We start from the raw sequence: 20508 nt of genomic DNA on the forward strand, positions 1-20508 counted from the left end.
CCCATGTAGCGCTCTTTCGGCGGCGGGGTTTGCAGCAGCTGGGTGATGATCGAGATCAGGAACGCAGCGGTTTTGCCGGTACCGGTCTGGGCGCGGCCGATGGCGTCTTTGCCCGCGAGGGTGAAGCCCAGCACTTGGGCCTGGATCGGCGTGCAATACGGGAAGCCCAGGTCCTGGATGGCGTGCATCAGCTCGGGGGCGAGTTTGAAATCGTGGAAGCGGGTTTTGCCTTCCTGGGGCTCGACAACGAAGTCTTCGAGTTTCCATGGGATGACCGGCGCCTTGGGCTTGGGTTCGCGGCGCGGTTTGGCGGGTTTCGGCGTTTCGCTGAGCGGCTGCTCCGGGGCTGTTGTCGCCGCAGGCTGGGCAGATATTGCGGTCTTCGGCTCATGCTTGGGTGCCGCGGTGGTGGCGGCCCGTTCAGACTGATTACCGTCGGTGCGGTGGCCGGGAGCGTGAGACGCAGGGCTGGGAACTGGCGCGAGTTGCTCAGTCTCGCTTTTACCGAACATTTTCTTGAGTGCTTTGAGCACGGTCATCTCATCAATTGATTAAGGAATGTACGCCGGCCAGTGTAATGCAAGAAACGGGCGCGGCGTAGGGGGATGGATCAAAGGGCGCTTTTAATCCTGAACGCTCAGCGCAAGCGCTCGGCGAGCCAGATGCCGATGTCGCGAATTTCTTCGGGTAACACTTCGTGACCCATTGGGTATTCCTGCCATGTCACGGTGACACCACGCAGCTTCAAATGCTCATAGGCGCTGCGTCCCATCGAGTTTTGCACCACGTCGTCATACTGGCCGTGCATCGTCAGCACCGGAATGCGCTGCTGGCTGGCGGACAACTCCAGTTCATCGCTGAAGGTCGGTGCATAAGTAGAAAGGGCAACTACGCCACCCAGTGGTCCCTGCCACTTCAGAAACGCGGTGTGGAATACCACGGCACCGCCCTGGGAAAAACCTGCCAGGAAAATCCGCGAGGCGTCTATTCCGCAGGCTCGCTGCGCCTCAATCAATTCGATGATCCAGTTGGCAGACTCTTCAAGTTGTTCGCGATTGATCGCGCGCGCCGGGCTCATGGCCAATATGTCGTACCAGCTCGGCATCTCGTAACCGCCATTGATGGTCACGGCGCGGCTCGGTGCCTGGGGCAAAACGAAGCGGGTGCTCAGCAGGCTTTCCTGTAGCGCTTCGGCCACCGGCAGGAAGTCATAGCGGTCGGCGCCCAGGCCATGCAGCCAGATGACGCAGGCGTCTGCGGTCTTGACGGGTTCAAGAATCAAGGGGTTGGTCATGGCTGCTCCAATGTTGTGCGTGCGCGCTCATCAAGTGCGTGATCCAAGTGCGCGTCAGGTTGATCCGTTAAGAAGATGTCGCAAGGGTACAAGTTTTGCTATTGACCTGCAGTTGAAGCGCTTTGGCAGGCGGTGTGGTACGGGCTTTGCTATGGAGAAACGGTGCAACACATCTCGCGCCCGGCGGTAACACTATCAGTGTACTGCCGACTGTGGGATAGCAATGAATCCGGTGATGGATGTTCGCCAAGGGCCGGTACGGGGCTTCGCGAACGTGAAAGGGCTACAGCCCGTTCGGCCGACTGGTGAGAGTGAGTTTTCCATGACGTGGATTTTCTCCTAATAGACTCATAGCTAACGTCTTACGTCGGTTGACCCCAAAAAAAGCCAACACGGGTCGACTACGCCTCAAAAGGGTGCGACTGGACTCACGCTCCGACACAACAAGAGCAAAACTGGAGGTTTGAATGAAGATGTTGAAATCCACCCTGGCTATCGTGACTGCAGCCGCGGTACTCGGTGTCAGCGGGTTTGCCCAGGCGGGCGCAACCCTGGATGCAGTGATGAAGAAAGGTTTCGTGCAGTGTGGCGTCAGCGATGGCTTGCCAGGCTTCTCGGTTCCGGATTCCACCGGCAAGATCGTGGGTATCGATGCGGACTACTGCCGCGCAGTAGCGGCGGCTGTCTTCGGCGACGCGACCAAGGTCAAGTTCAGCCAGTTGAACGCCAAGGAGCGCTTCACCGCGCTGCAATCCGGCGAAATCGACATCCTGTCGCGCAACACCACCATGACCAGCTCCCGTGACGCGGGCATGGGCCTGAAATTCCCGGGCTTCATCACCTACTACGATGGCATCGGCTTCCTGGTAAACAACAAGCTGGGCGTCAAGAGCGCCAAGGAACTGGACGGTGCAACCATCTGCATCCAGGCCGGTACCACCACCGAACTGAACGTTTCCGACTACTTCCGCGGCAACGGCCTGAAATACACCCCGATCACGTTCGACACCTCCGACGAAAGCGCCAAGTCGCTGGAATCCGGTCGTTGCGACGTACTGACCTCCGACAAATCCCAGTTGTTCGCCCAGCGCAGCAAGCTGGCTTCGCCGAAGGACTATGTGGTTCTGCCGGAAACCATTTCCAAGGAACCTCTGGGCCCAGTCGTGCGTAATGGCGACGACGAGTGGCTGGCCATCGTGCGCTGGACTGGCTACGCCATGCTCAACGCTGAAGAGGCCGGCATCACTTCGAAGAACGTCGAAGCCGAAGCCAAGGGCACCAAGAACCCGGACGTTGCCCGTCTGCTGGGTACCGACGGTGAATACGGCAAAGACCTGAAAGTGAAGAAAGACTGGGTCGTGCAGATCGTCAAGCAAGTGGGTAACTACGGCGAAGTGTTCGAGAAAAACCTCGGCAAGGGCACTCCGCTGGAAATCGACCGCGGGCTGAACGCTCTGTGGAACGCTGGCGGCATTCAATACGCACCACCAGTGCGCTGATGGTTCTATCACCCGGTGGGCCAACCACCGGGTGATGTTCTGTTCCATTATTTGCGGGGCACTTCATGCAAAATTCAATCGGCGCACCAAAGCAGAGGCTCAGCCTCAGCGATCCGAAAGTGCGTGCGTGGCTATTTCAGATCATCACCATTGTCGCGGTGGTCTCGATGGGCTGGTATCTGTTCGATAACACCCAGACCAACCTTCAGCACCGGGGCATCACCTCCGGTTTCGACTTTCTGGAGCGTAGTGCCGGATTCGGCATCGCTCAACACCTGATCGACTACAGCGAATCGGACACCTATGCCCGAGTGTTTGTCATCGGCCTGCTCAACACGCTGCTGGTGACCTTCATCGGCGTGATCCTGGCGACGATCCTCGGGTTCATCGTCGGCGTGTCACGGCTGTCGAAGAACTGGATCATCAGCAAGGTAGCGACGGTGTATGTGGAAGTCTTCCGCAATATTCCGCCACTGCTGCAAATCCTGTTCTGGTACTTCGCGGTGTTCCTGACTATGCCGGGGCCGCGCAACAGCCATAACTTCGGCGACACCTTTTTCGTCAGTAGCCGCGGCCTGAACATGCCGGCCGCCCTGATGGCGGACGGGTTCTGGCCGTTTGTGGCGAGCATTGTGGTGGCCATCGTCGCCATCGTGCTGATGAGCCGCTGGGCGACCAAGCGCTTCGAAGCCACCGGTGTGCCGTTCCACAAGTTCTGGGTGGGCCTGGCGATGTTTCTGGTGATCCCTGCGCTGTGCGCGCTGATCTTCGGCGCGCCACTGCACTGGGAAATGCCGAAACTGCAAGGCTTCAACTTCATCGGTGGCTGGGTGCTGATCCCGGAACTGCTGGCGCTGACCCTGGCCCTGACCGTGTATACCGCGGCGTTTATCGCCGAGATCGTGCGTTCGGGCATCAAGTCGGTCAGCCATGGCCAGACCGAGGCGGCGCATTCCCTCGGCCTGCGCAATGGTCCGACCCTGCGCAAGGTGATCATCCCGCAAGCCCTGCGCGTGATCATTCCACCGCTGACCAGCCAGTACCTGAACCTGGCGAAGAACTCCTCGCTGGCGGCCGGTATCGGTTATCCGGAAATGGTCTCGCYGTTCGCCGGGACCGTGCTGAACCAGACCGGGCAGGCGATCGAGGTGATTGCCATCACCATGAGCGTGTACCTGGCGATCAGTATCAGCATTTCCCTGCTGATGAACTGGTACAACAAGCGCATTGCGCTGATCGAGCGGTAAGGAAAAGCGCATGAGCACTCATACTTTCAAACCTGACATGCCGCCACCGAGCAAAGTCTTCGGGCCGGTGGCGTGGATGCGCGCGAACATGTTCTCCAGCTGGCTCAATACCCTGCTGACCCTGTTTGCGTTCTACCTGATCTACCTGGTGGTGCCGCCGATCCTGCACTGGGCCATCCTCGATGCCAACTGGGTGGGCACCACCCGCGCCGACTGCACCAAGGAAGGCGCCTGCTGGGTGTTCATCCAGCAGCGTTTCGGCCAGTTCATGTACGGCTACTACCCGACAGACCTGCGCTGGCGCGTGGACCTGACGGTGTGGCTGGCAATCGTCGGCGTGGCGCCGTTGTTCATCTCGCGCTTTCACCATAAAGCGGTGTACGGGCTGGGCTTCCTGGTGCTGTACCCGATCTTTGCCTACTTCCTGCTGAATGGCGGCATTTTTGGCCTGACCAGCGTGGCGACCAGCCAATGGGGCGGCCTGATGCTGACCCTGGTGATCGCCACCGTCGGCATCGCCGGTGCGCTGCCGCTGGGGATTGTCCTGGCCCTCGGTCGTCGTTCGAACATGCCGGCGATTCGCGTGGTCTGCGTGACCTTCATCGAGTTCTGGCGCGGCGTGCCGTTGATCACGGTGCTGTTCATGTCCTCGGTGATGCTGCCGTTGTTCCTGCCTGAAGGCATGAACTTCGACAAACTGCTGCGGGCGCTGATCGGCGTGATCCTGTTCCAGTCGGCCTACGTGGCCGAGGTGGTGCGCGGTGGTCTGCAAGCGATTCCCAAGGGGCAGTACGAAGCGGCTGCGGCGATGGGGCTGGGCTACTGGCGCAGCATGGGCCTGGTGATTCTGCCGCAAGCCCTGAAGCTGGTGATCCCCGGCATCGTCAACACCTTCATTGCGCTGTTCAAGGACACTAGCCTGGTGATCATCATCGGCCTGTTCGACCTGCTCAACAGCGTCAAGCAAGCCGCCGCCGATCCGAAATGGCTGGGCATGGCCACTGAAGGCTATGTGTTCGCCGCCCTGGTGTTCTGGATTTTCTGTTTTGGTATGTCGCGCTATTCCATGCATCTGGAACGCAAGCTCGACACTGGCCACAAGCGCTGAAGCGCCGTACCTAATTTAGGAAGTTCTCCAATGAGCGAAGCAATCAAAAAGCCTGTGAGCCCTGAAGGCATTATTCAGATGCAGGGCGTGAACAAGTGGTACGGCCAGTTCCACGTGCTCAAAGATATCAACCTCAACGTCAAGCAGGGCGAACGTATCGTGCTGTGCGGCCCGTCGGGCTCCGGCAAGTCCACCACGATCCGCTGCCTCAACCGTCTGGAAGAGCACCAGCAGGGCCGCATCGTGGTCGATGGCGTAGAGCTGACCAACGACCTCAAGCAGATCGAGGCGATCCGCCGTGAAGTCGGCATGGTGTTCCAGCACTTCAACCTGTTCCCGCACCTGACCATTTTGCAGAACTGCACCCTGGCGCCGATGTGGGTGCGCAAGATGCCCAAGCGCAAGGCCGAGGAAATTGCCATGCACTACCTGGAACGCGTACGCATTCCGGAGCAGGCGCATAAATTCCCGGGGCAACTGTCCGGTGGTCAGCAGCAGCGTGTGGCGATCGCCCGCGCGCTGTGCATGAAGCCGAAAATCATGCTGTTCGACGAACCGACCTCGGCACTCGACCCGGAGATGGTGAAAGAGGTACTGGACACCATGATCGGCCTGGCCGAAGACGGCATGACCATGCTCTGCGTGACCCACGAAATGGGCTTCGCCCGCACCGTGGCCAACCGCGTGATCTTCATGGACAAGGGCGAAATCGTCGAGCAGGCGGCGCCGAACGACTTCTTCGACAAGCCGCAGAATGAACGGACCAAGCTGTTCCTGAGCCAGATCCTGCATTGATCGAACCCAGGCACTGAAATAAACCCGGACTGAGTTCCGGGTTTATTTTTGTCTGCGTTTTTGTGTCCATCCATGTAGGAGCTGCCGCAGGCTGCGATCTYTTGATTTTGTTTTTAAAACGCGAAGATCAARAGATCGCAGCCTGCGGCAGCTCCTACGGGGGGTTGTGTGGGTAGCTTAACCTGACTAACATGTCAGAAAATTCATCCTATGATTGGATGAGAGGGCGAATTCCATGTCTGAAATCTCTCCATTGGTAAAACGATCCCTGGTCGATCAGGCCCTCGACCAACTGCGCCTGCGTATCAACCAAGGCGTTTGGGTAGTGGGCCAGCGCTTGCCCACCGAGCCTGAGTTGTCCGCCGAGCTGGGCATCAGCCGCAACACCGTGCGCGAAGCCATGCGTGTGTTGGCGTTTTCCGGGTTGATCGAGATCCGTCAGGGCGATGGTAGTTACCTGCGGGCGGTGGTCGATCCGCTGGACACGCTCAAGGCGTTGTCCCGTTGTTCGCTTGAACAGGCTCGCGAGACCCGGCACATCCTTGAAGTCGAGGCCGTCGGCCTGGCAGCCGTGCGCCGCACCAATGAAGACCTGGTTGCATTGCGCGAGGCGCTGGGTGTCAGCGGTAGCCACTACCACGGCGATCTCGACACCTACATCGCCTGCGATCTGGTGTTTCACCGCCGCTTGGTGGACGCCGCGCATAACCCGACCCTCAGCGAGTTGTACCGCTATTTCTCCAGCATCGTCGGCGCGCAGTTGCGCCAGACCCTGAGCGTCGTCCCGCGCCGCCAGGAAGTGTTCGACCTGCACATCGAGTTGCTCGATGCCGTCGAACAACGCGACCCGGAACGGGCTAAAGCCCTGTCGAGGCAGTTGATCAATGAACCTTGAAACCGAGAAGTCCATGCACCGCAGTGATTTATCCGCAGCCTCAAAACGCTCGGCAGAGCTGGAAGAGCTGCTGATCGATGCCGAGGCCGATGACGAACAGGTCCAGCAAACCCACCCGGTTCTGCGCCGGCCGTGGCTGTTGCTGCTGGGGCTGATTCTGGTGGCGCTGAACCTGCGCCCGGCGCTGTCGAGCATGGCGCCGATGCTCAGCGAAGTGTCGAAGTCCCTCGGCTTGTCGGCATCTGCTGCGGGATTGCTGACCACGTTGCCGGTGCTTTGTCTTGGCCTGTTTGCGCCCTTGGCACCCGTGCTGGCGCGGCGATTTGGTGCGGAGCGGGTGGTGCTGGGCATTCTTCTGACTCTGGCGGGCGGGATCATCCTGCGCAGTTCTTTTGGCGAGATGGGATTGTTTGCCGGCAGCGTGCTCGCCGGTGCCAGCATCGGCGTGATCGGGGTGTTGCTGCCGGGCATCGTCAAACGCGACTTCCCGAAACAGGCCGGGACCATGACCGGCGTCTACACCATGGCCCTGTGTCTGGGCGCGGCGATGGCGGCGGGTGCGACCGTGCCGCTCAGTGAGCATTTCGACAAGAGCTGGGCGCTGGGGCTCGGCTTCTGGGTCATCCCGGCATTGGCCGCCGCGCTGTTCTGGTTGCCGCAAGTCGGCCAGAAACACGGCGCGCACAACGTCGCCTATCGCGTTCGGGGATTGCTGCGCGACCCGCTGGCCTGGCAAGTGACCTTGTACATGGGCCTGCAATCGTCCCTGGCCTACATCGTGTTCGGCTGGTTGCCGTCGATCCTGATCGGGCGCGGGCTGACCCCGACCCAGGCTGGGCTGGTGCTGTCGGGTTCGGTGATCGTGCAACTGGTCAGCTCTCTCGCCGCGCCATGGCTGGCAACGCGCGGCAAGGATCAGCGGCTGGCGATTGTGATCGTGATGGCGCTGACCCTCGCTGGTCTGTTCGGTTGTCTGTATGCGCCGATCGAAGGCTTGTGGGGTTGGGCGATCGTGCTGGGGCTGGGGCAGGGTGCCACGTTCAGCCTGGCATTGACCCTGATTGTGTTGCGCTCGCGGGACTCCCATGTGGCGGCGAACCTGTCGAGCATGGCCCAGGGCTTCGGTTACACCCTGGCGTCCATGGGGCCGTTCGCGGTCGGTATCGTGCATGACTGGACCGGCGGCTGGACGGCCGTGGGCTGGATTTTTGGCGTCATTGGCCTCGGTGCGATCATCGCCGGGCTCGGTGCCGGGCGGGCGCTGTATGTGCAGGTCAGCAGTGAGAAAATTTAATCGCGACGCACACCTATAAATAGACAACCTCCAGGGTCGCGGAGCCGTCGAGTGTTGCATCGTCACTCAAGTCCAGTGTTGAGGTGGGGGCAATGACCGTGACGATCGTGACCTGACTGCTCAGGTTCTGAATCGCGACAGGGCCTGCGGTGCTGCCTGCCACATGGGTGAAGCCCAGATAGCTTTTTGCGGCAATCGGTATGGGGCTCGACCTGGATGAACTCCACGCCCGCCCTCCAGTGGTGGAGTCGGTTCGATAGACTTCAGGCCAAGCGTCCACTACGGTGCTGGCGGGATCGAAGTGCAACGAAAACAGCCCAATCCTGTTGTCGCTGCGGTCGAAATTCAGGCCGTAATAGATCTCACTGTTGACGATGGCCGAGCCTTCCCGGTTGTCCCGCATGATCAACGCGAAACGGGCCGCAGCGTTGCAACTGATGTTGAGGTCAAGGAATTGATCACGCAGTTGCGTCCTTTTGTCTACGTTCAGGTCCTGCCGGGATATTTTTCCGTAGTCGACAAGACCGTTATTGGAAAAGAACGGGGTGCAGGCGACTGGAGTGATTGTGCCGTTGACAGTCATATCGGCGGTAGATGCGGCCAGGGCGCAAGTCGTCGTGCTCAGCAACAGCGCTGCGGTCAGGGCTGTAGGGATACGTTTCATCGGTAAATTCCTTTTTGAGAAGAAGGTATAGGTACTGAACCGCCCGTTCATACAGGCAGCGAACGGTTCAGCGCCTTGGTCCTTAGAGGTATTTCACTTCGAACGTCGCGGAGCCATCAATGGTGACTTCGTCGTTCAGGGTCAGCGAGTCGGTGCGGGCAATGTAGGTGTCGACCTCAAAATCAAAGGTGACATCTTTTGCATCAATCGGTGCGTTGCCGCCAGTAGCGGCAACGGACAAGAGATATCCCGCTTGAGCATCAGTTGCTTTCTCCCAGGTTGATCCGCCGTCGTCTGATTTGATTGCATCCAGCGAAGTTGCCCCGTCTTTGACTTGCATGACTTTGGGGAAAAAGTAGCCCAACGGTTCGTTGGCGGGGGTCAGACCGAGGCCAAACCAATCACCCGAAGATGTGCCGTCTTTATTGTCAATTGGATTCAGTGCGAACTTGGCTGAAGCATCACAGGATACGACCAGTTGAATTGGATGTTTCCCAACCAGTGTATTGCTTTCTTTATTAAGGTCTCCTGACGAGATCTTGCCGAGATCAATGACACCGCCGCCGGAGAAGGTCGGCGTGCAAGCGACAGGTGTGATGATGCCTGTAACCGTCAGGTCAGTGCTCGACGCTGCGAGCGCAAAAGGCGCGGCACTGATCAGTGCTGTTGTGGTGAGTGCTGCGAAGTACTTTTTCATGGATGAAACTTCCTTACTACTGTTGTTGACCTTGAATGGCCCGGGGCGCGTGATTGCACCTTGGCTTCAACAAGGCAGGGTGAGTGTTACGGGTAAAGCATTTCGATCGTCGCTGAGCCGTCGAGGTGAACGGCGGTGCTCAGGTCCAGACTGGCGGTGGGGGCAATGACGGCATCGACTGTCACCGTGGTTGTGAGGTTCTGGATCGAGGCGGCCCCTGCGGTGCTGGCGGCGCTGTCGGTAAAGCCCAGGTAGCTTTTCCGGGCGATCGGTATGGGGTTCGAACTGGAGGTGCTCCAGGCCACGCCCTGGGTGGTGGAGTCGGTTCGATACACGCGGGCAAAGCTGTCCGCGCTGGCGTTGGCGGGATCGACATTCAGTGAGTACAGGCCGATCTTGTTGCTGCGGTTATCCAGTCCCAGCCCGTAGTAAATCTCGCTGTTGACCGTCGCCGTGCCTGAGCGGTTGTCATGCATGACCAGGGCAAATTGTGTCGGAGCGTCGCAGCCAACTCGCAGGGTTAAATCCTTGGGTGGCAATCGGGTGTTCCTGTCAGGGTTCAGGTCGTTTTTTGATAACCGGCCGAAATCCACCAGGCCGCCATTGGACAGTTCCACGTTGCACGCGGCGGGCGCGAAACTGGCGCGCAGGGTTATCTCCCTTGAGCGTCCCGTAGCGACCGCATCGAACAGGCCGGTGGTTTCCCAGACAACGGCGTCACGCACCTGCAACGCTTTTTCCTGCGCCCAGGCTGTCAGTTCCAGTTGCGCCGACAGACTTTGCCCTTGCACCGCCACACCGCCCCGAACCGGAACGATGGCTTGCTGCGGTCGCCAAAGCAGACTCGAAGCGGCGGCTTCGGGTACCTGGCCAACGGCGGAAATCAGGCCCAGGTCCACCGGTTGCCCATCGAGCACAGCGTCACTCATGCGCACGGCATAGCTGCCGTGTTCGGCAAAGTGAAAGCGCTCTGCGGTCGCGGCCATGGCGCGGTAGAACAGAGTCATGTCGGTGGGTTGTGGGCAGCTCAGGTTCAGACTCAGGCGGCGCTCGCCCAGGGTTCGCTCTGCGGAGCCATTGGCGCGTATAGCCCTATTCGTCAAACCGTAATCGAGTACCGGCTGACTCAGGGCGAGCTGGCATTCATCGGTGAGCGCCCAGGCCTGTGGCGCAAGTCCGCTCAACATCAAGGTGCCGAGTGTTAACAGCAAAGGGTGGGACAGCTTCATAGAATCATCCTTAAAGAGTCCGGCACTGGGCGGCAGCGGTCTCGTAATACACCTGGGTATTGGCCTTGGCCGGCAGTTCGAAACGCAGTTCGCAGCGCTCAAGCCCCGGTGCGGTTATCCACAGGTCGCGGGTGTCCAGGACGTTGGGCAGAAACACCAGGCCGCCTTCTTGAGCGAGCGTGACGAACTCTCCGTTTGCGGTGCTAACCGTCGCGCCACGGGGCAGGGGGGCACCGTTGTCGGTGGTGACTTTGAGCAAGGCACGGCGGGTCAACGTGACACCGAATTCAACCTTGTCGACGGCGCCGCGCCCGGCCCAAACCACGGCCAGTCCGTTGTTGATATCGAGGTTGCGCGGCAGCGAGCGGGTGTCGACTTCTACCGGGCTGCGACCATAGGCGCTCACTTGAGGAACCACGGCCTGGCCCTGCCAATCGGTCCAGACCGGACCGCTGGGGGTCGAGACTTTGATGGCGCTCGTATCGCCCACCGAAAGCAGCGCGAAGGTGTCCCGCACGGCATATGGCGATAACGTCAAACCGTCGCCGTGCAACACGGCGCCGCCACGCGCGCCAATCTGGTAACTGGAGTGTTCGGCATCGGAGCGGGTGTAGCTCAAATCCAATTGGCTGTAGCGCGGCAGCAGGGAAACCCCCGCCGAGGACTGCACTTGTTTGTCTCGTGTGTCGTGCTCAACACCGACCCGGTAACTCAACTGATCGTTGACCTGTTCGTTCAAGCCGACACCGCTGCGGTATTCGCCTGCGGAGCTGCGTACCCAAGTGCGCGCCCGACGATTTTCACCCAGCGGAATACTGAAACTCAGGTAAACGCTGTCGTCACTGCGTTGGGTGCCATTGACTTGCCATTGTGCCGTGGCCGACACCGACACGCCGCCGATCTGGGTGCCCCAGGACGCCAGCGCGCGGCTGCTGTTCTGTCCGTCGAATGTCGTTGAACGATTGAAGCCGCTGCTGAACGCGCCAAGCCCTGGGTATGACCAGGCCAGCGACAGGCTTTGCCGATCACGGTAACGCGACTGGCTACGTTCCGACTGAGTGTCGAACACGGCCTCGGACAGTTCGCGATAACCGACGGTCCGGTGCGAAGTTCCGGCATTGATCGACCACTGCTCACCCAGGCGTTGCGAAATATTCAGGTCGGCCTGAAGCCCTCTGTCGGCTTCGCGGGTGCTGGTGTCGGCCGCTTGCAGGGTGGTCTGGATCTGTGTGCCGGGCCCCGTCAGCAGGCCAAGACCTGCGCCCGCTGCACGGTAGTCGGCGGTCCCCGTGGCGCCGGCGCTGAGCAGGGCATACGGGTTGAGTGCTCCGCTCCAGCCGCCGCTGATCACCCATGGGTCGCCGCTCTGTGCCACGCCGAGACTGCGTACCTGGCCTGCGGCCAACGAAAAACCGGGTGCCGGCAGGCCAACGCCGAGCATGGCGACGGGAACTGTGAAGCGTTGCTCGCTGCCATCCGCTTCCTTGACGGTGACTTCAACATCGGAGCGACTGTCGAGCCGACGCACGTTACTCAGGGAAAACGGCCCGGCCGGCACCACGGTCGAGTGGATCAGCGAACCGTTCTGGCGAATTTCGACCTGAGCCTGGCTGCGGGCAATCCCTTCGATGGGATTGCTTTGGCTGTCGACCTGGAGCGCCTGCTCGGTCATGACCTGGACACCGGTGATCTGCGCGCCGGCCAGTACCGGGTTGTAGAGATTGACCTGGCCCGCTTGAAGCACCGTCTCATGGCTGGCAAAGGTGCGCTGGGCGTAAGCCGCCAGGTGAGTGGTACGGGACACATCGTTCTGCCAGGTCTGCACCTGACGACTGCGCACAATCCAGTCGCCGGCATTGAAACCGGCTTCGGTATTGGCCGAGATGTAACGGTTCGATTGACTGCCGTATTGGCTGTGAAGGCTGTTGACGTCGTAGTTGAGTAACCCGGCGACGCCGCCGGTTTGATAACCCGAGATATCCCGGACCGTCGGACGTATCGCCTGGGTGGGCACGATCAATGACAGGCCGAGGTTGGCCGGGTCTTGTTCGATTCGGGTTTGCGACCAGGTGGCGAGGACATCGAAACAGCCTTTGTCGTTGGCCGGGGTGGGGGGCACAGTCAGGTTTGCCGCATCGAGCAGGGCACGGTCAAAGCACAAGTCGCCTTCGCGGTTGAACGTGACGTCCACCCGGCCACGGCGCATACCATTGACCATGAGGGTGATCGGATGTCGGCCGGCGGTGAAGTTCGGAGCGGCCAGCAGCAGGGTTGCAAGGCCTGGGTCGATACCGCGTTGTGTCAGCATCTTCTGGTCGAACGAAGTCTGCAACGAAGCGTCATTGAGATCTTCGGCATAGGCGTCGGTCCCCATCACTACATTGCTTAGCAGCAACACCATGCCGGTACGAAGTCGCGACAGATGAGGGAGTTTGCGGATCGCCCGAATCGCAGGCATGGCTTCGCCATCACGGTATTTCAATACGGTGTTCATGAGGTTCACTTGGGGTTTGCCTGTGTGCTGGCCTATTCCGCTACGGCTTCAGACCTGCATGTAGCGACGGAAAAACAGGCCGTCACCTTGAAGTATTGGCGCCAGCTATTCCCTGAACGGCGCTATCGGTGGTGTCAGTTTCAGGGGGCGAGCAGCGCGTCATAGGGAGGCACGGCAAAGCCATAGACGGTCGCGGGATGAATTCGAACCTGGGTGGCAGCCTTTACGGGGACCGGAACGCTGATGTGGTCTCCAGGCAGTACGTAGGTTCGCGGTAGCATTGCACCGCTCCCGGAAGGCAACAGTTGCACTTCCTGAGCCAGACGTACGACATAAGGTGTTTCGTTGCGTACGGTCAGTTGACCATCCTGCAGCGACCATTTCAGGTCGGTCCATGGTGTGCGGTTGGGCGCCAGGCCTGCGGGGTGAAGGATGACCGGCAGGTTCTGGCGCACCGTCACGCCGACACGGGCATGCCCGGCTTCGGGAGCAGATTTGCCTTGTGGGATGCCTTCAAAAATCACCCGCTTCAAACGCTGGGTGAGCAGGGGCTTTTCTGATTGCAGGATGAAGCGCACCAACTGCGTCCCGGAGGCTTCAACGCGTGCCAAGGGGGGCGTCACGAACACCAAAGGCTCGGTGTCTTCGGGAATGTCTTCGAGGGTGACGTGCAGCAGCGCCAGGCTGCTATCGGTATTGGTTACAGAGACAGCGGTTTCCCCGTTGGCTTCATTGACGATGACCACTGAAGTATCGGGCACCATGCCGTCGGCGTGGACCTGTGCGGTCCATAACAGAGCGCAGGCACCGATACCCGTATGGGTCAAACGGCGCACTTGCTTCAACAATATTGTCTTGATGTCTCTCATTGAAATTCCCGGATAAAAGACCGTTGGCATGGCTCGCGATACAGGTAGCGCAGGGATTGCGTGAGTAAGAATGCAGCGCGCAGGGTCATTGGCGTCTTGTTCACGTATTCGATAGTCAGGCAGAGAGTGAGCGCAGTTCTTTACGGCTACGGCCGGACTGCTTGGCAGGCGACAATTTATCGAGCAGGCGGAGCGGGAGGAATGCAACTAGTACGAAAAGAGAGGGGGGTATGTATGAAAGGGTGTTGCGGACTACGTAACGTTTTCTAACGAGGAATCCTTTGGTTGTAATCCTCATGCGTAGTCTTCAGCGCGCTGCAATGTAGGAACCATCTGTTTGTTAGATGGGCAAAGAGTCAGCTCATTGAATACATTGAGGGGGCGACGTTAGAGGTTTTTTCGGGGCGTTGTGGAATGGGTAAGAACGGCGCTATTTTCCGCGCCTTCGCGCCACAAGCAGGAGGTATCCCACAATGCGAGTCGTTATTGCTGACGACCATTCCGTCGTTCGTGTCGGGCTGCGCATACTCATCAACGCCAGTCGACGATGTGTGATCGTCGGTGAGGCCGACAGTGTCGACAGCCTGATGAATCTGCTTTCAAGCACGCCCTGCGACCTGCTGATCACGGATTTCTCCATGCCGGGGGGGCAGCAGGCCGATGGCTTGAAAATGTTGAGTACGATTCAGCGCCGTTACCCGGCCTTGCCGATCATTCTGGTGACGATGTTTACCAGTGTGGCGACAGCAAGGGCTGCGTTGGCTCAAGGGGTGATGGCCGTCGTCGCCAAAACCGCATCGGCGACTGAGTTGCCCCTGGCAATCAATGCGGTGCAGGCAGGGCGCCGCTACCTCAGCGAGTCCCTGCGCACACTGCTGGCCAACACCTGCAATCAACTGCACGAATCGCCACTGTCAGCCAAGGAGCACGAAGTGGTTCGAATGCTCGCCAGTGGCATGACCGTCAGCGAAATCGCCATTCATTTCAATCGCAGCGTGTCGACCATCAGTAAACAAAAGAACATGGCCATGCACCGGCTGGGTATTTCCACGGATGTTGATCTTTTTTCCTACGCCCGGGACAACGGAATGTCGTACTGAAATGACAGGAATAATCATCGCGTTATTTTCGTCATGAATGCCGATAGTGTTCGATGCATTTGCAGACTATCGTGCAGGCAATCTTTCGAAGCCATTATGCAAATCCTGGGGAACCCGCAAATGAGTGAAGCCCATAGCGTCTTGATCACCCGTTTCTACCAGGCTTTCCAGCGCCTGGATGCCGAAGCCATGGCTGCCTGCTACACCGATGATGTGGTGTTCAGCGACCCGGCGTTCGGCGAGCTTCGCGGTCGCGATGCCGGTGACATGTGGCGCATGCTGACCACTCGGGCCAAGGATTTTTCCCTGACCTTCGATCATGTTCACGCCGATGAGCGCACCGGTGGTGCCCATTGGGTCGCGACCTATCTGTTCAGCCAGACCGGCAACACCGTGGTCAACGATATCCAGGCGCGTTTCGTCTTTCGTGATGGCAAGATCTGCGAGCATCATGACCGTTTTGATCTGTGGGCCTGGTCGCGTCAGGCGCTGGGTTTCAAAGGTCTGTTGCTGGGCTGGACGCCACTGGTGCGCAACGCCGTTCGCACCCAGGCATTGAAGGGGCTGAAGGCATTCCAGGCCAGTCGCTGATAAGATTGCGGCCTGTTTTCCCTCAAGCCCGGATCGTTACGTGACCACCCTCAGCGAAAGCCCTGTCGACGCCGACACCTGCGCGGGCAAAACCTGGTTCGTCTACCTCGTTCGCGCGGCCAACGGTTCGCTCTATTGTGGGATCAGCGATGATCCCCTGCGTCGCTTCGCCAAGCATCAAAGCGGCAAGGGCGCACGGTTCTTTCTTTCCAGCCCTGCCATGGCCCTGGTCTACACCGAACGCTGTCGCGACAAAAGCGATGCGTTGCGTCAGGAACGGCTGATCAAAAAACTCAAGAAGAGTGCCAAGGAATGCCTGGTGGCGAACGCAGCGAACGCCGCCTCTGGCTTATCACTCTGAATGATCAGTTCCCATCAGGCAGATCTGTAGGCTGCCAGGTGATTGCGCGCTAAGCTGCGGATTCCTGATCCTTGCGGCGGAGCCGAGCATGTCCGAGTTGATTCTGCATCATTACCCGACGTCCCCCTTTGCCGAGAAGGCCCGCCTGCTGCTGGGCTTCAAGGGCTTGTCCTGGCGCTCGGTGAAGATCTCGCCAGTGATGCCCAAACCGGATCTCACGGCGCTGACCGGTGGCTACCGCAAGACACCGGTGTTGCAGGTCGGTGCAGATATCTATTGCGACACGGCATTGATTGCCGGGCGACTGGAACAGGAAAAAGCCTTGCCGGCGTTCTTCCCTGAGGGTCAAGAAATGATCACCGCGTCATTTGCAGCCTGGGCCGACTCAGTGGTGTTCCAGCATGCGGTCAGCCTGGTGTTCCAGCCGGAATCGATAGCGGTGCGCTTTGGCAATTTGTCGCCGGAAGCGATCAAGGCGTTTATCGCCGACCGCGCCGGTTTGTTCAGTGGTGGCAGCGCGACCAGGTTGTCCGCCGAGCAGGCCAAACACCAGTGGCCAACGATCATGTCTCGCCTGGAGCAACAGTTGCAGCGCGAAGAAGGCGATTACCTGTTTGGCGAACCGTCGATTGCCGACTTCGCCCTGGCTCATTCACTGTGGTTTCTCAAGGCGACGTCGGTCACGGCACCCTTGGTCGATGCTTATCCGGCGGTTGCCGCCTGGCATGCGAGGGTTTTGGGCTTCGGTCATGGTGCGTCCAGCGAGATGAGCTCCGAGGAGGCTCTGGCAGTGGCGCGCGCGTCCACGCCAGCGGCATTGCCGGATGAGCAGTTCGTCGATCCCAATGGATTCAAGGCGGGGCAGCAGGTAGTGATTGCAGCCACGGACTATGGCGTTGATCCGGTGGCGGGGGAGTTGTTGTTTGCCGGCCGCGAAGAGCTGATTGTACAGCGCGAGGACGAGCGTGGCGGTGTGGTGCATGTGCACTTCCCGCGGTTTGGTTTCCGTATCGAAGCAATCTGAAGATCCCTTGTAGGAGCGAGCTTGCTCCGGGCGGCGTTCCGACGATGGTCGTCAACGATTACGCGGCGAGCCTGATACCCCGCGGTATTTTCGGATTCATCGCGAGCAATCGAGCGTCGACCGGCTGCTCCTACAGAGTTATTTCAGTGCCGCCAGAATCGCATCCGGGTCATACCCGCGAATCAGGGTTCCGTTTACATCGATGATCGGAATCCCGCCGCCACCCAAGGCTGCATAGTCCCCGCGCGCGACGGCATCCTTCTCGATATCGAATTCCTTGTACGGAATGCCTTTCTGATCGAGAAAGCGCCGGGTCAGCTTGCAGTAACCACACCAATCGGTGGCGTAGAGCACGACGTTGGCCTGGGCCTGCGTCTGTGCAGGTACCACTTGCGAAGGGTTGAACACTCGCTCGATCTTGCCCCAGTTCTGGTAAGCCACGACCACCAGCAGGATCAGCAGGAATTTTTTCAGTACGCCGCCGAGCATCAGTTGCGACGCTTCAGCTGATCGGTGAGCGAAGTGGGCAGGCCCTTGATGATCAACGTGCCGGCTTCTTCGTCGTACTCGATCTTCGAGCCCAGCAGGTGGGCTTCGAAACTGATCGACAGGCCTTCGGCGCGGCCGGTGAAACGGCGGAACTGGTTCAGGGTGCGTTTGTCAGCCGGGATTTCCGGCGACAGGCCGTAATCCTTGTTGCGGATGTGATCGTAGAAGGCCTTCGGGCGTTCTTCGTCGATCAGTCCCGACAACTCTTCCAGACCCATCGGTTCGCCGAGTTTGGCCTGGCTGCTGGCGTAATCCACCAGGGTCTTGGTCTTCTCGCGTGCGTCGTCTTCCGGCAGGTCTTCGCTTTCGACGAAATCACTGAAGGCTTTGAGCAGGGTGCGGGTTTCACCCGGACCGTCGACGCCTTCCTGGCAGCCAATGAAGTCGCGAAAATACTCCGAAACCTTTTTGCCGTTCTTGCCTTTGATGAACGAAATGTACTGCTTGGATTGTTTGTTGTTCTGCCACTCGGAAACGTTGATCCGCGCCGCCAGGTGCAATTGACCCAGGTCCAGGTGACGGGACGGGGTCACGTCCAGTTCGTCGGTCACGGCCACGCCTTCACTGTGGTGCAGCAGGGCGATGGCCAGGTAGTCGGTCATGCCTTGCTGATAGTGCGCGAACAGCACGTGGCCGCCGACCGACAGGTTCGACTCTTCCATCAGTTTTTGCAGGTGCTCGACCGCCACGCGGCTGAATGCGGTGAAATCCTGGCCGCCCTCCAGGTACTCCTTCAGCCAGCCGCTGAAGGGGAACGCGCCGGATTCCGGATGGAACAGGCCCCAGGCTTTACCCTGTTTGGCGTTATAGCTTTCATTGAGGTCGGCGAGCATGTTCTCGATGGCCGCGGACTCAGCCAGTTCAGAGTCACGGGCGTGGAGAACTGCAGGTGTGCCGTCGGGTTTTTTGTCGATCAGGTGGACGATGCAATGACGGATCGGCATGGGCTTCTCGGCTGAATGAAGAGAGGAGGGCGTGCTCCCCCGAAAAAGCGCCCAGTGTACCGCAACCACTGGTTTTGGCGCGGTGCGAAGGGCAATTGGCGGGCGACCGGCGGCGCTTATGCGTTTTTTTCATGTTTTAGCGCAATAAAGCTGACCAAATGGGTAGCTAGAGGCGGATATTTCCACGTCTCTGTGCTAGTTTTGCCCGGTCTTGCGCGAAGTCACTGCGTTAAGCCTGCAGTCAGCTTTTGTCAGGTCGAACCAAACCCTGATTTCGGTATCTATAACCCCGATCCCGAGGTTATTTGGCCGAGGGTGCCAGATCCAGAAGATCGGGCTCGATGGCTGACATTGCACTCTGCAATCCATATGAATTTGATAGGGAAGGAACACTAAATGGCTCTTACTAAAGACCAACTGATCGCCGACATCGCTGAAGCTATCGACGCGCCGAAAACCACCGCGCGTAACGCTCTGGACCAACTGGGCCAAATCGTTGCCGATCAGCTGGAAAACGGCGGCGAAATCACTCTGCCAGGTATCGGCAAACTGAAAGTGACTGAGCGCCCTGCCCGTACTGGCCGTAACCCTTCGACTGGCGCTGCCATCGAAATCGCTGCCAAGAAAGTGATCAAGCTGGTTGTGGCCAAAGGCCTGACCGACGCTGTTAACAAGTAAGACTTGTTAAAAAAAACCGTGCGCCGGAGCGATCCGGGCACGGTTTTTTTGTGGGCGCGATAAAGCGCTCACTACGCTGAAGCGTTGCTCCATCGCGCCTGGCGCCAGGTTTGTTGCTGCGCTTTGTTCTGGAAGGTCCAGGCGACGAAGCGGCTCTGCTTCTGCCCTTGGGACATTTCCACTACCTGGCTTTCCAGGGCACCGGCCTTTTTCAGGGCGGTCTGGATCGCTGGCAGGTTGGACGCCTTTGATACCAATGTACTGAACCACAGCACCTGCTGAGCGACTTGCACGCTTTCGCTGACCAGTTGGGTCACGAAGCGTACTTCACCGCCTTCGCACCACAACTCGGCCGACTGGCCGCCAAAGTTCAACACCGGCAGCTTGCGTTTCGGATCGGCCTTGCCCAGGGCGCGCCATTTGCGCGTGCTGCCCCGTGTGGCCTCGTCCAGCGAGGCGTGGAATGGCGGGTTGCACATGGTCAGGTCGAACCGCTCTGCGCTCTCCAGCAGGCCTGTGAGGATCTGCTTGGGGTTGCTCTGCTGGCGTACCTGGATCGCTTTGTTCAGGCCATTGGATTGAATGATGGCCTTCGCCGCGGCAATGGCGGTCGCATCGATATCGGAACCAAGGAACTGCCAGCGATAGTCGCTGTAACCGATCAGCGGATACACGCAGTTGGCGCCCATACCGATGTCCAGTACCTTCACGGCGGCGCCCCGGGGGATCACACCGTCATTGCTGCTGGCCAGCAGGTCGGCGAGGAAGTGCACGTAATCGGCACGGCCTGGCACCGGTGGGCACAGGTAGTCGGCCGGAATGTCCCAGTGAGCGATGCCATAGAACGACTTGAGCAGTGCGCGGTTGAACACCCGCACGGCTTCCGGGCTGGCGAAGTCGATGCTTTCCTTGCCGTACGGATTGATGATCACGAATTTCTTCAGTTCCGGGGCGCTTTTGATCAGCGCCGGAAAGTCGTAGCGACCCTGATGGCGATTGCGCGGATGCAGGCTGGCCTTTTCCTTCGGGGAGACGGCCGTGGCCGGAGTCTTCGGAGCAGGCTTTTTGCGCGCAGGCTTGGGGGGGCGGGGGGCGGTCATGGGTGTGGTCGATTCGGGTATGGCTGAAAGTGGCGGGCATTGTCCCACATTGATGGCGAATGCGCCGAACCCGTAG

General features: G+C 59.4%; 21 protein-coding genes. 11 read left to right on the plus strand and 10 right to left on the minus strand.

What is annotated here, in order from left to right:
• Together AC1DVH_RS15145 and AC1DVH_RS15150 are read right to left on the minus strand one after the other, a co-directional pair.
• On the minus strand, window positions 1–539 hold a 539-nt coding region (locus AC1DVH_RS15145), incomplete at its 3' end, for a DEAD/DEAH box helicase (protein ID WP_477754485.1).
• 98 nt (window positions 540–637) lie between these two features.
• Complete coding sequence (locus AC1DVH_RS15150) at window positions 638–1294, minus strand: alpha/beta hydrolase (RefSeq protein WP_477754486.1); 657 nt, start codon at window positions 1292–1294, stop codon at window positions 638–640.
• Between the two features lie 467 nt (window positions 1295–1761).
• Here AC1DVH_RS15150 and AC1DVH_RS15155 point away from each other — a divergent pair, with 467 nt between their 5' ends.
• The 6 genes from AC1DVH_RS15155 (at window position 1762) to AC1DVH_RS15180 (ending at window position 8132) form a co-directional block, all read left to right on the plus strand.
• Window positions 1762–2793, plus strand: coding sequence for an amino acid ABC transporter substrate-binding protein (locus AC1DVH_RS15155; protein ID WP_477754487.1), 1032 nt, complete (start codon window positions 1762–1764; stop codon window positions 2791–2793).
• A gap of 65 nt (window positions 2794–2858) precedes the next feature.
• Complete coding sequence (locus tag AC1DVH_RS15160) at window positions 2859–4040, plus strand: amino acid ABC transporter permease (RefSeq protein ID WP_477754488.1); 1182 nt, start codon at window positions 2859–2861, stop codon at window positions 4038–4040.
• 10 nt (window positions 4041–4050) lie between these two features.
• Entirely contained in the window at window positions 4051–5148 is a 1098-nt protein-coding gene (locus AC1DVH_RS15165; RefSeq protein WP_477754489.1) for an amino acid ABC transporter permease, read from the plus strand.
• Between the two features lie 30 nt (window positions 5149–5178).
• A complete protein-coding gene (locus AC1DVH_RS15170; protein ID WP_223459875.1) occupies window positions 5179–5943 on the plus strand; it encodes an amino acid ABC transporter ATP-binding protein in 765 nt (254 codons plus the stop codon).
• A 235-nt stretch (window positions 5944–6178) separates the two neighbouring features.
• Window positions 6179–6838, plus strand: coding sequence for a FadR/GntR family transcriptional regulator (locus AC1DVH_RS15175; protein WP_477754490.1), 660 nt, complete (start codon window positions 6179–6181; stop codon window positions 6836–6838).
• Window positions 6828–8132: a CynX/NimT family MFS transporter gene (locus AC1DVH_RS15180; protein WP_477754491.1), complete on the plus strand. Its 1305-nt coding sequence runs from the start codon at window positions 6828–6830 to the stop codon at window positions 8130–8132. The genes AC1DVH_RS15175 and AC1DVH_RS15180 overlap by 11 nt, the downstream gene beginning before the upstream one ends.
• Before the next feature lie 13 nt (window positions 8133–8145).
• On the opposite strand, the gene AC1DVH_RS15185 is transcribed toward AC1DVH_RS15180, so the two are convergent.
• The 5 genes from AC1DVH_RS15185 to AC1DVH_RS15205 form a co-directional block, all read right to left on the minus strand.
• Complete coding sequence (locus AC1DVH_RS15185) at window positions 8146–8796, minus strand: DUF1120 domain-containing protein (RefSeq protein WP_477754492.1); 651 nt, start codon at window positions 8794–8796, stop codon at window positions 8146–8148.
• Window positions 8797–8878: 82 nt separating this feature from the next.
• Entirely contained in the window at window positions 8879–9493 is a 615-nt protein-coding gene (locus AC1DVH_RS15190; RefSeq protein ID WP_477754493.1) for a DUF1120 domain-containing protein, read from the minus strand.
• An 86-nt stretch (window positions 9494–9579) separates the two neighbouring features.
• On the minus strand, window positions 9580–10722 hold the full coding sequence (locus tag AC1DVH_RS15195) for a DUF1120 domain-containing protein (protein ID WP_477754494.1): 1143 nt from the start codon (window positions 10720–10722) through the stop codon (window positions 9580–9582).
• 10 nt (window positions 10723–10732) lie between these two features.
• Window positions 10733–13216 (minus strand): fimbria/pilus outer membrane usher protein, encoded by a 2484-nt coding sequence (locus AC1DVH_RS15200; RefSeq protein WP_477754495.1) that lies wholly within the window; start codon window positions 13214–13216, stop codon window positions 10733–10735.
• 140 nt (window positions 13217–13356) lie between these two features.
• Window positions 13357–14085 (minus strand): fimbria/pilus chaperone family protein, encoded by a 729-nt coding sequence (locus tag AC1DVH_RS15205; RefSeq protein ID WP_477754496.1) that lies wholly within the window; start codon window positions 14083–14085, stop codon window positions 13357–13359.
• Between the two features lie 473 nt (window positions 14086–14558).
• Between AC1DVH_RS15205 and AC1DVH_RS15210 the strand changes: the two genes are divergently transcribed.
• The 4 genes from AC1DVH_RS15210 to AC1DVH_RS15225 all read left to right on the plus strand — a co-directional run bounded on the left by AC1DVH_RS15210 (window position 14559) and on the right by AC1DVH_RS15225 (window position 17161).
• Window positions 14559–15185: a response regulator gene (locus AC1DVH_RS15210; RefSeq protein WP_477754497.1), complete on the plus strand. Its 627-nt coding sequence runs from the start codon at window positions 14559–14561 to the stop codon at window positions 15183–15185.
• Between the two features lie 120 nt (window positions 15186–15305).
• Window positions 15306–15776 (plus strand): nuclear transport factor 2 family protein, encoded by a 471-nt coding sequence (locus AC1DVH_RS15215; protein ID WP_477754498.1) that lies wholly within the window; start codon window positions 15306–15308, stop codon window positions 15774–15776.
• Between the two features lie 40 nt (window positions 15777–15816).
• Window positions 15817–16137 (plus strand): GIY-YIG nuclease family protein, encoded by a 321-nt coding sequence (locus AC1DVH_RS15220; RefSeq protein ID WP_477754499.1) that lies wholly within the window; start codon window positions 15817–15819, stop codon window positions 16135–16137.
• 88 nt (window positions 16138–16225) lie between these two features.
• Window positions 16226–17161: a glutathione S-transferase family protein gene (locus tag AC1DVH_RS15225; RefSeq protein ID WP_477754500.1), complete on the plus strand. Its 936-nt coding sequence runs from the start codon at window positions 16226–16228 to the stop codon at window positions 17159–17161.
• Between the two features lie 138 nt (window positions 17162–17299).
• Here AC1DVH_RS15225 and AC1DVH_RS15230 read toward each other — a convergent pair whose 3' ends face one another.
• Window positions 17300–17650, minus strand: a complete 351-nt coding sequence (locus AC1DVH_RS15230) for a glutaredoxin family protein (RefSeq protein WP_477754501.1) — start codon at window positions 17648–17650, stop codon at window positions 17300–17302.
• On the minus strand, window positions 17650–18654 hold the full coding sequence (gene yejK / locus AC1DVH_RS15235; RefSeq protein ID WP_008018580.1) for a nucleoid-associated protein YejK: 1005 nt from the start codon (window positions 18652–18654) through the stop codon (window positions 17650–17652). Before yejK ends, AC1DVH_RS15230 begins: the two co-directional genes overlap by 1 nt.
• Window positions 18655–19050: 396 nt before the next feature.
• On the opposite strand from yejK, the gene AC1DVH_RS15240 reads away from it, so the two are divergent.
• A complete protein-coding gene (locus tag AC1DVH_RS15240; protein WP_007905514.1) occupies window positions 19051–19332 on the plus strand; it encodes an HU family DNA-binding protein in 282 nt (93 codons plus the stop codon).
• Window positions 19333–19403: 71 nt separating this feature from the next.
• On the opposite strand, the gene rlmF is transcribed toward AC1DVH_RS15240, so the two are convergent.
• Window positions 19404–20432 (minus strand): 23S rRNA (adenine(1618)-N(6))-methyltransferase RlmF, encoded by a 1029-nt coding sequence (gene rlmF, locus AC1DVH_RS15245; protein WP_477754502.1) that lies wholly within the window; start codon window positions 20430–20432, stop codon window positions 19404–19406.
• Window positions 20433–20508: the final 76 nt, after the last annotated feature.

This window comes from Pseudomonas sp. P4_C3 (assembly GCF_056402075.1).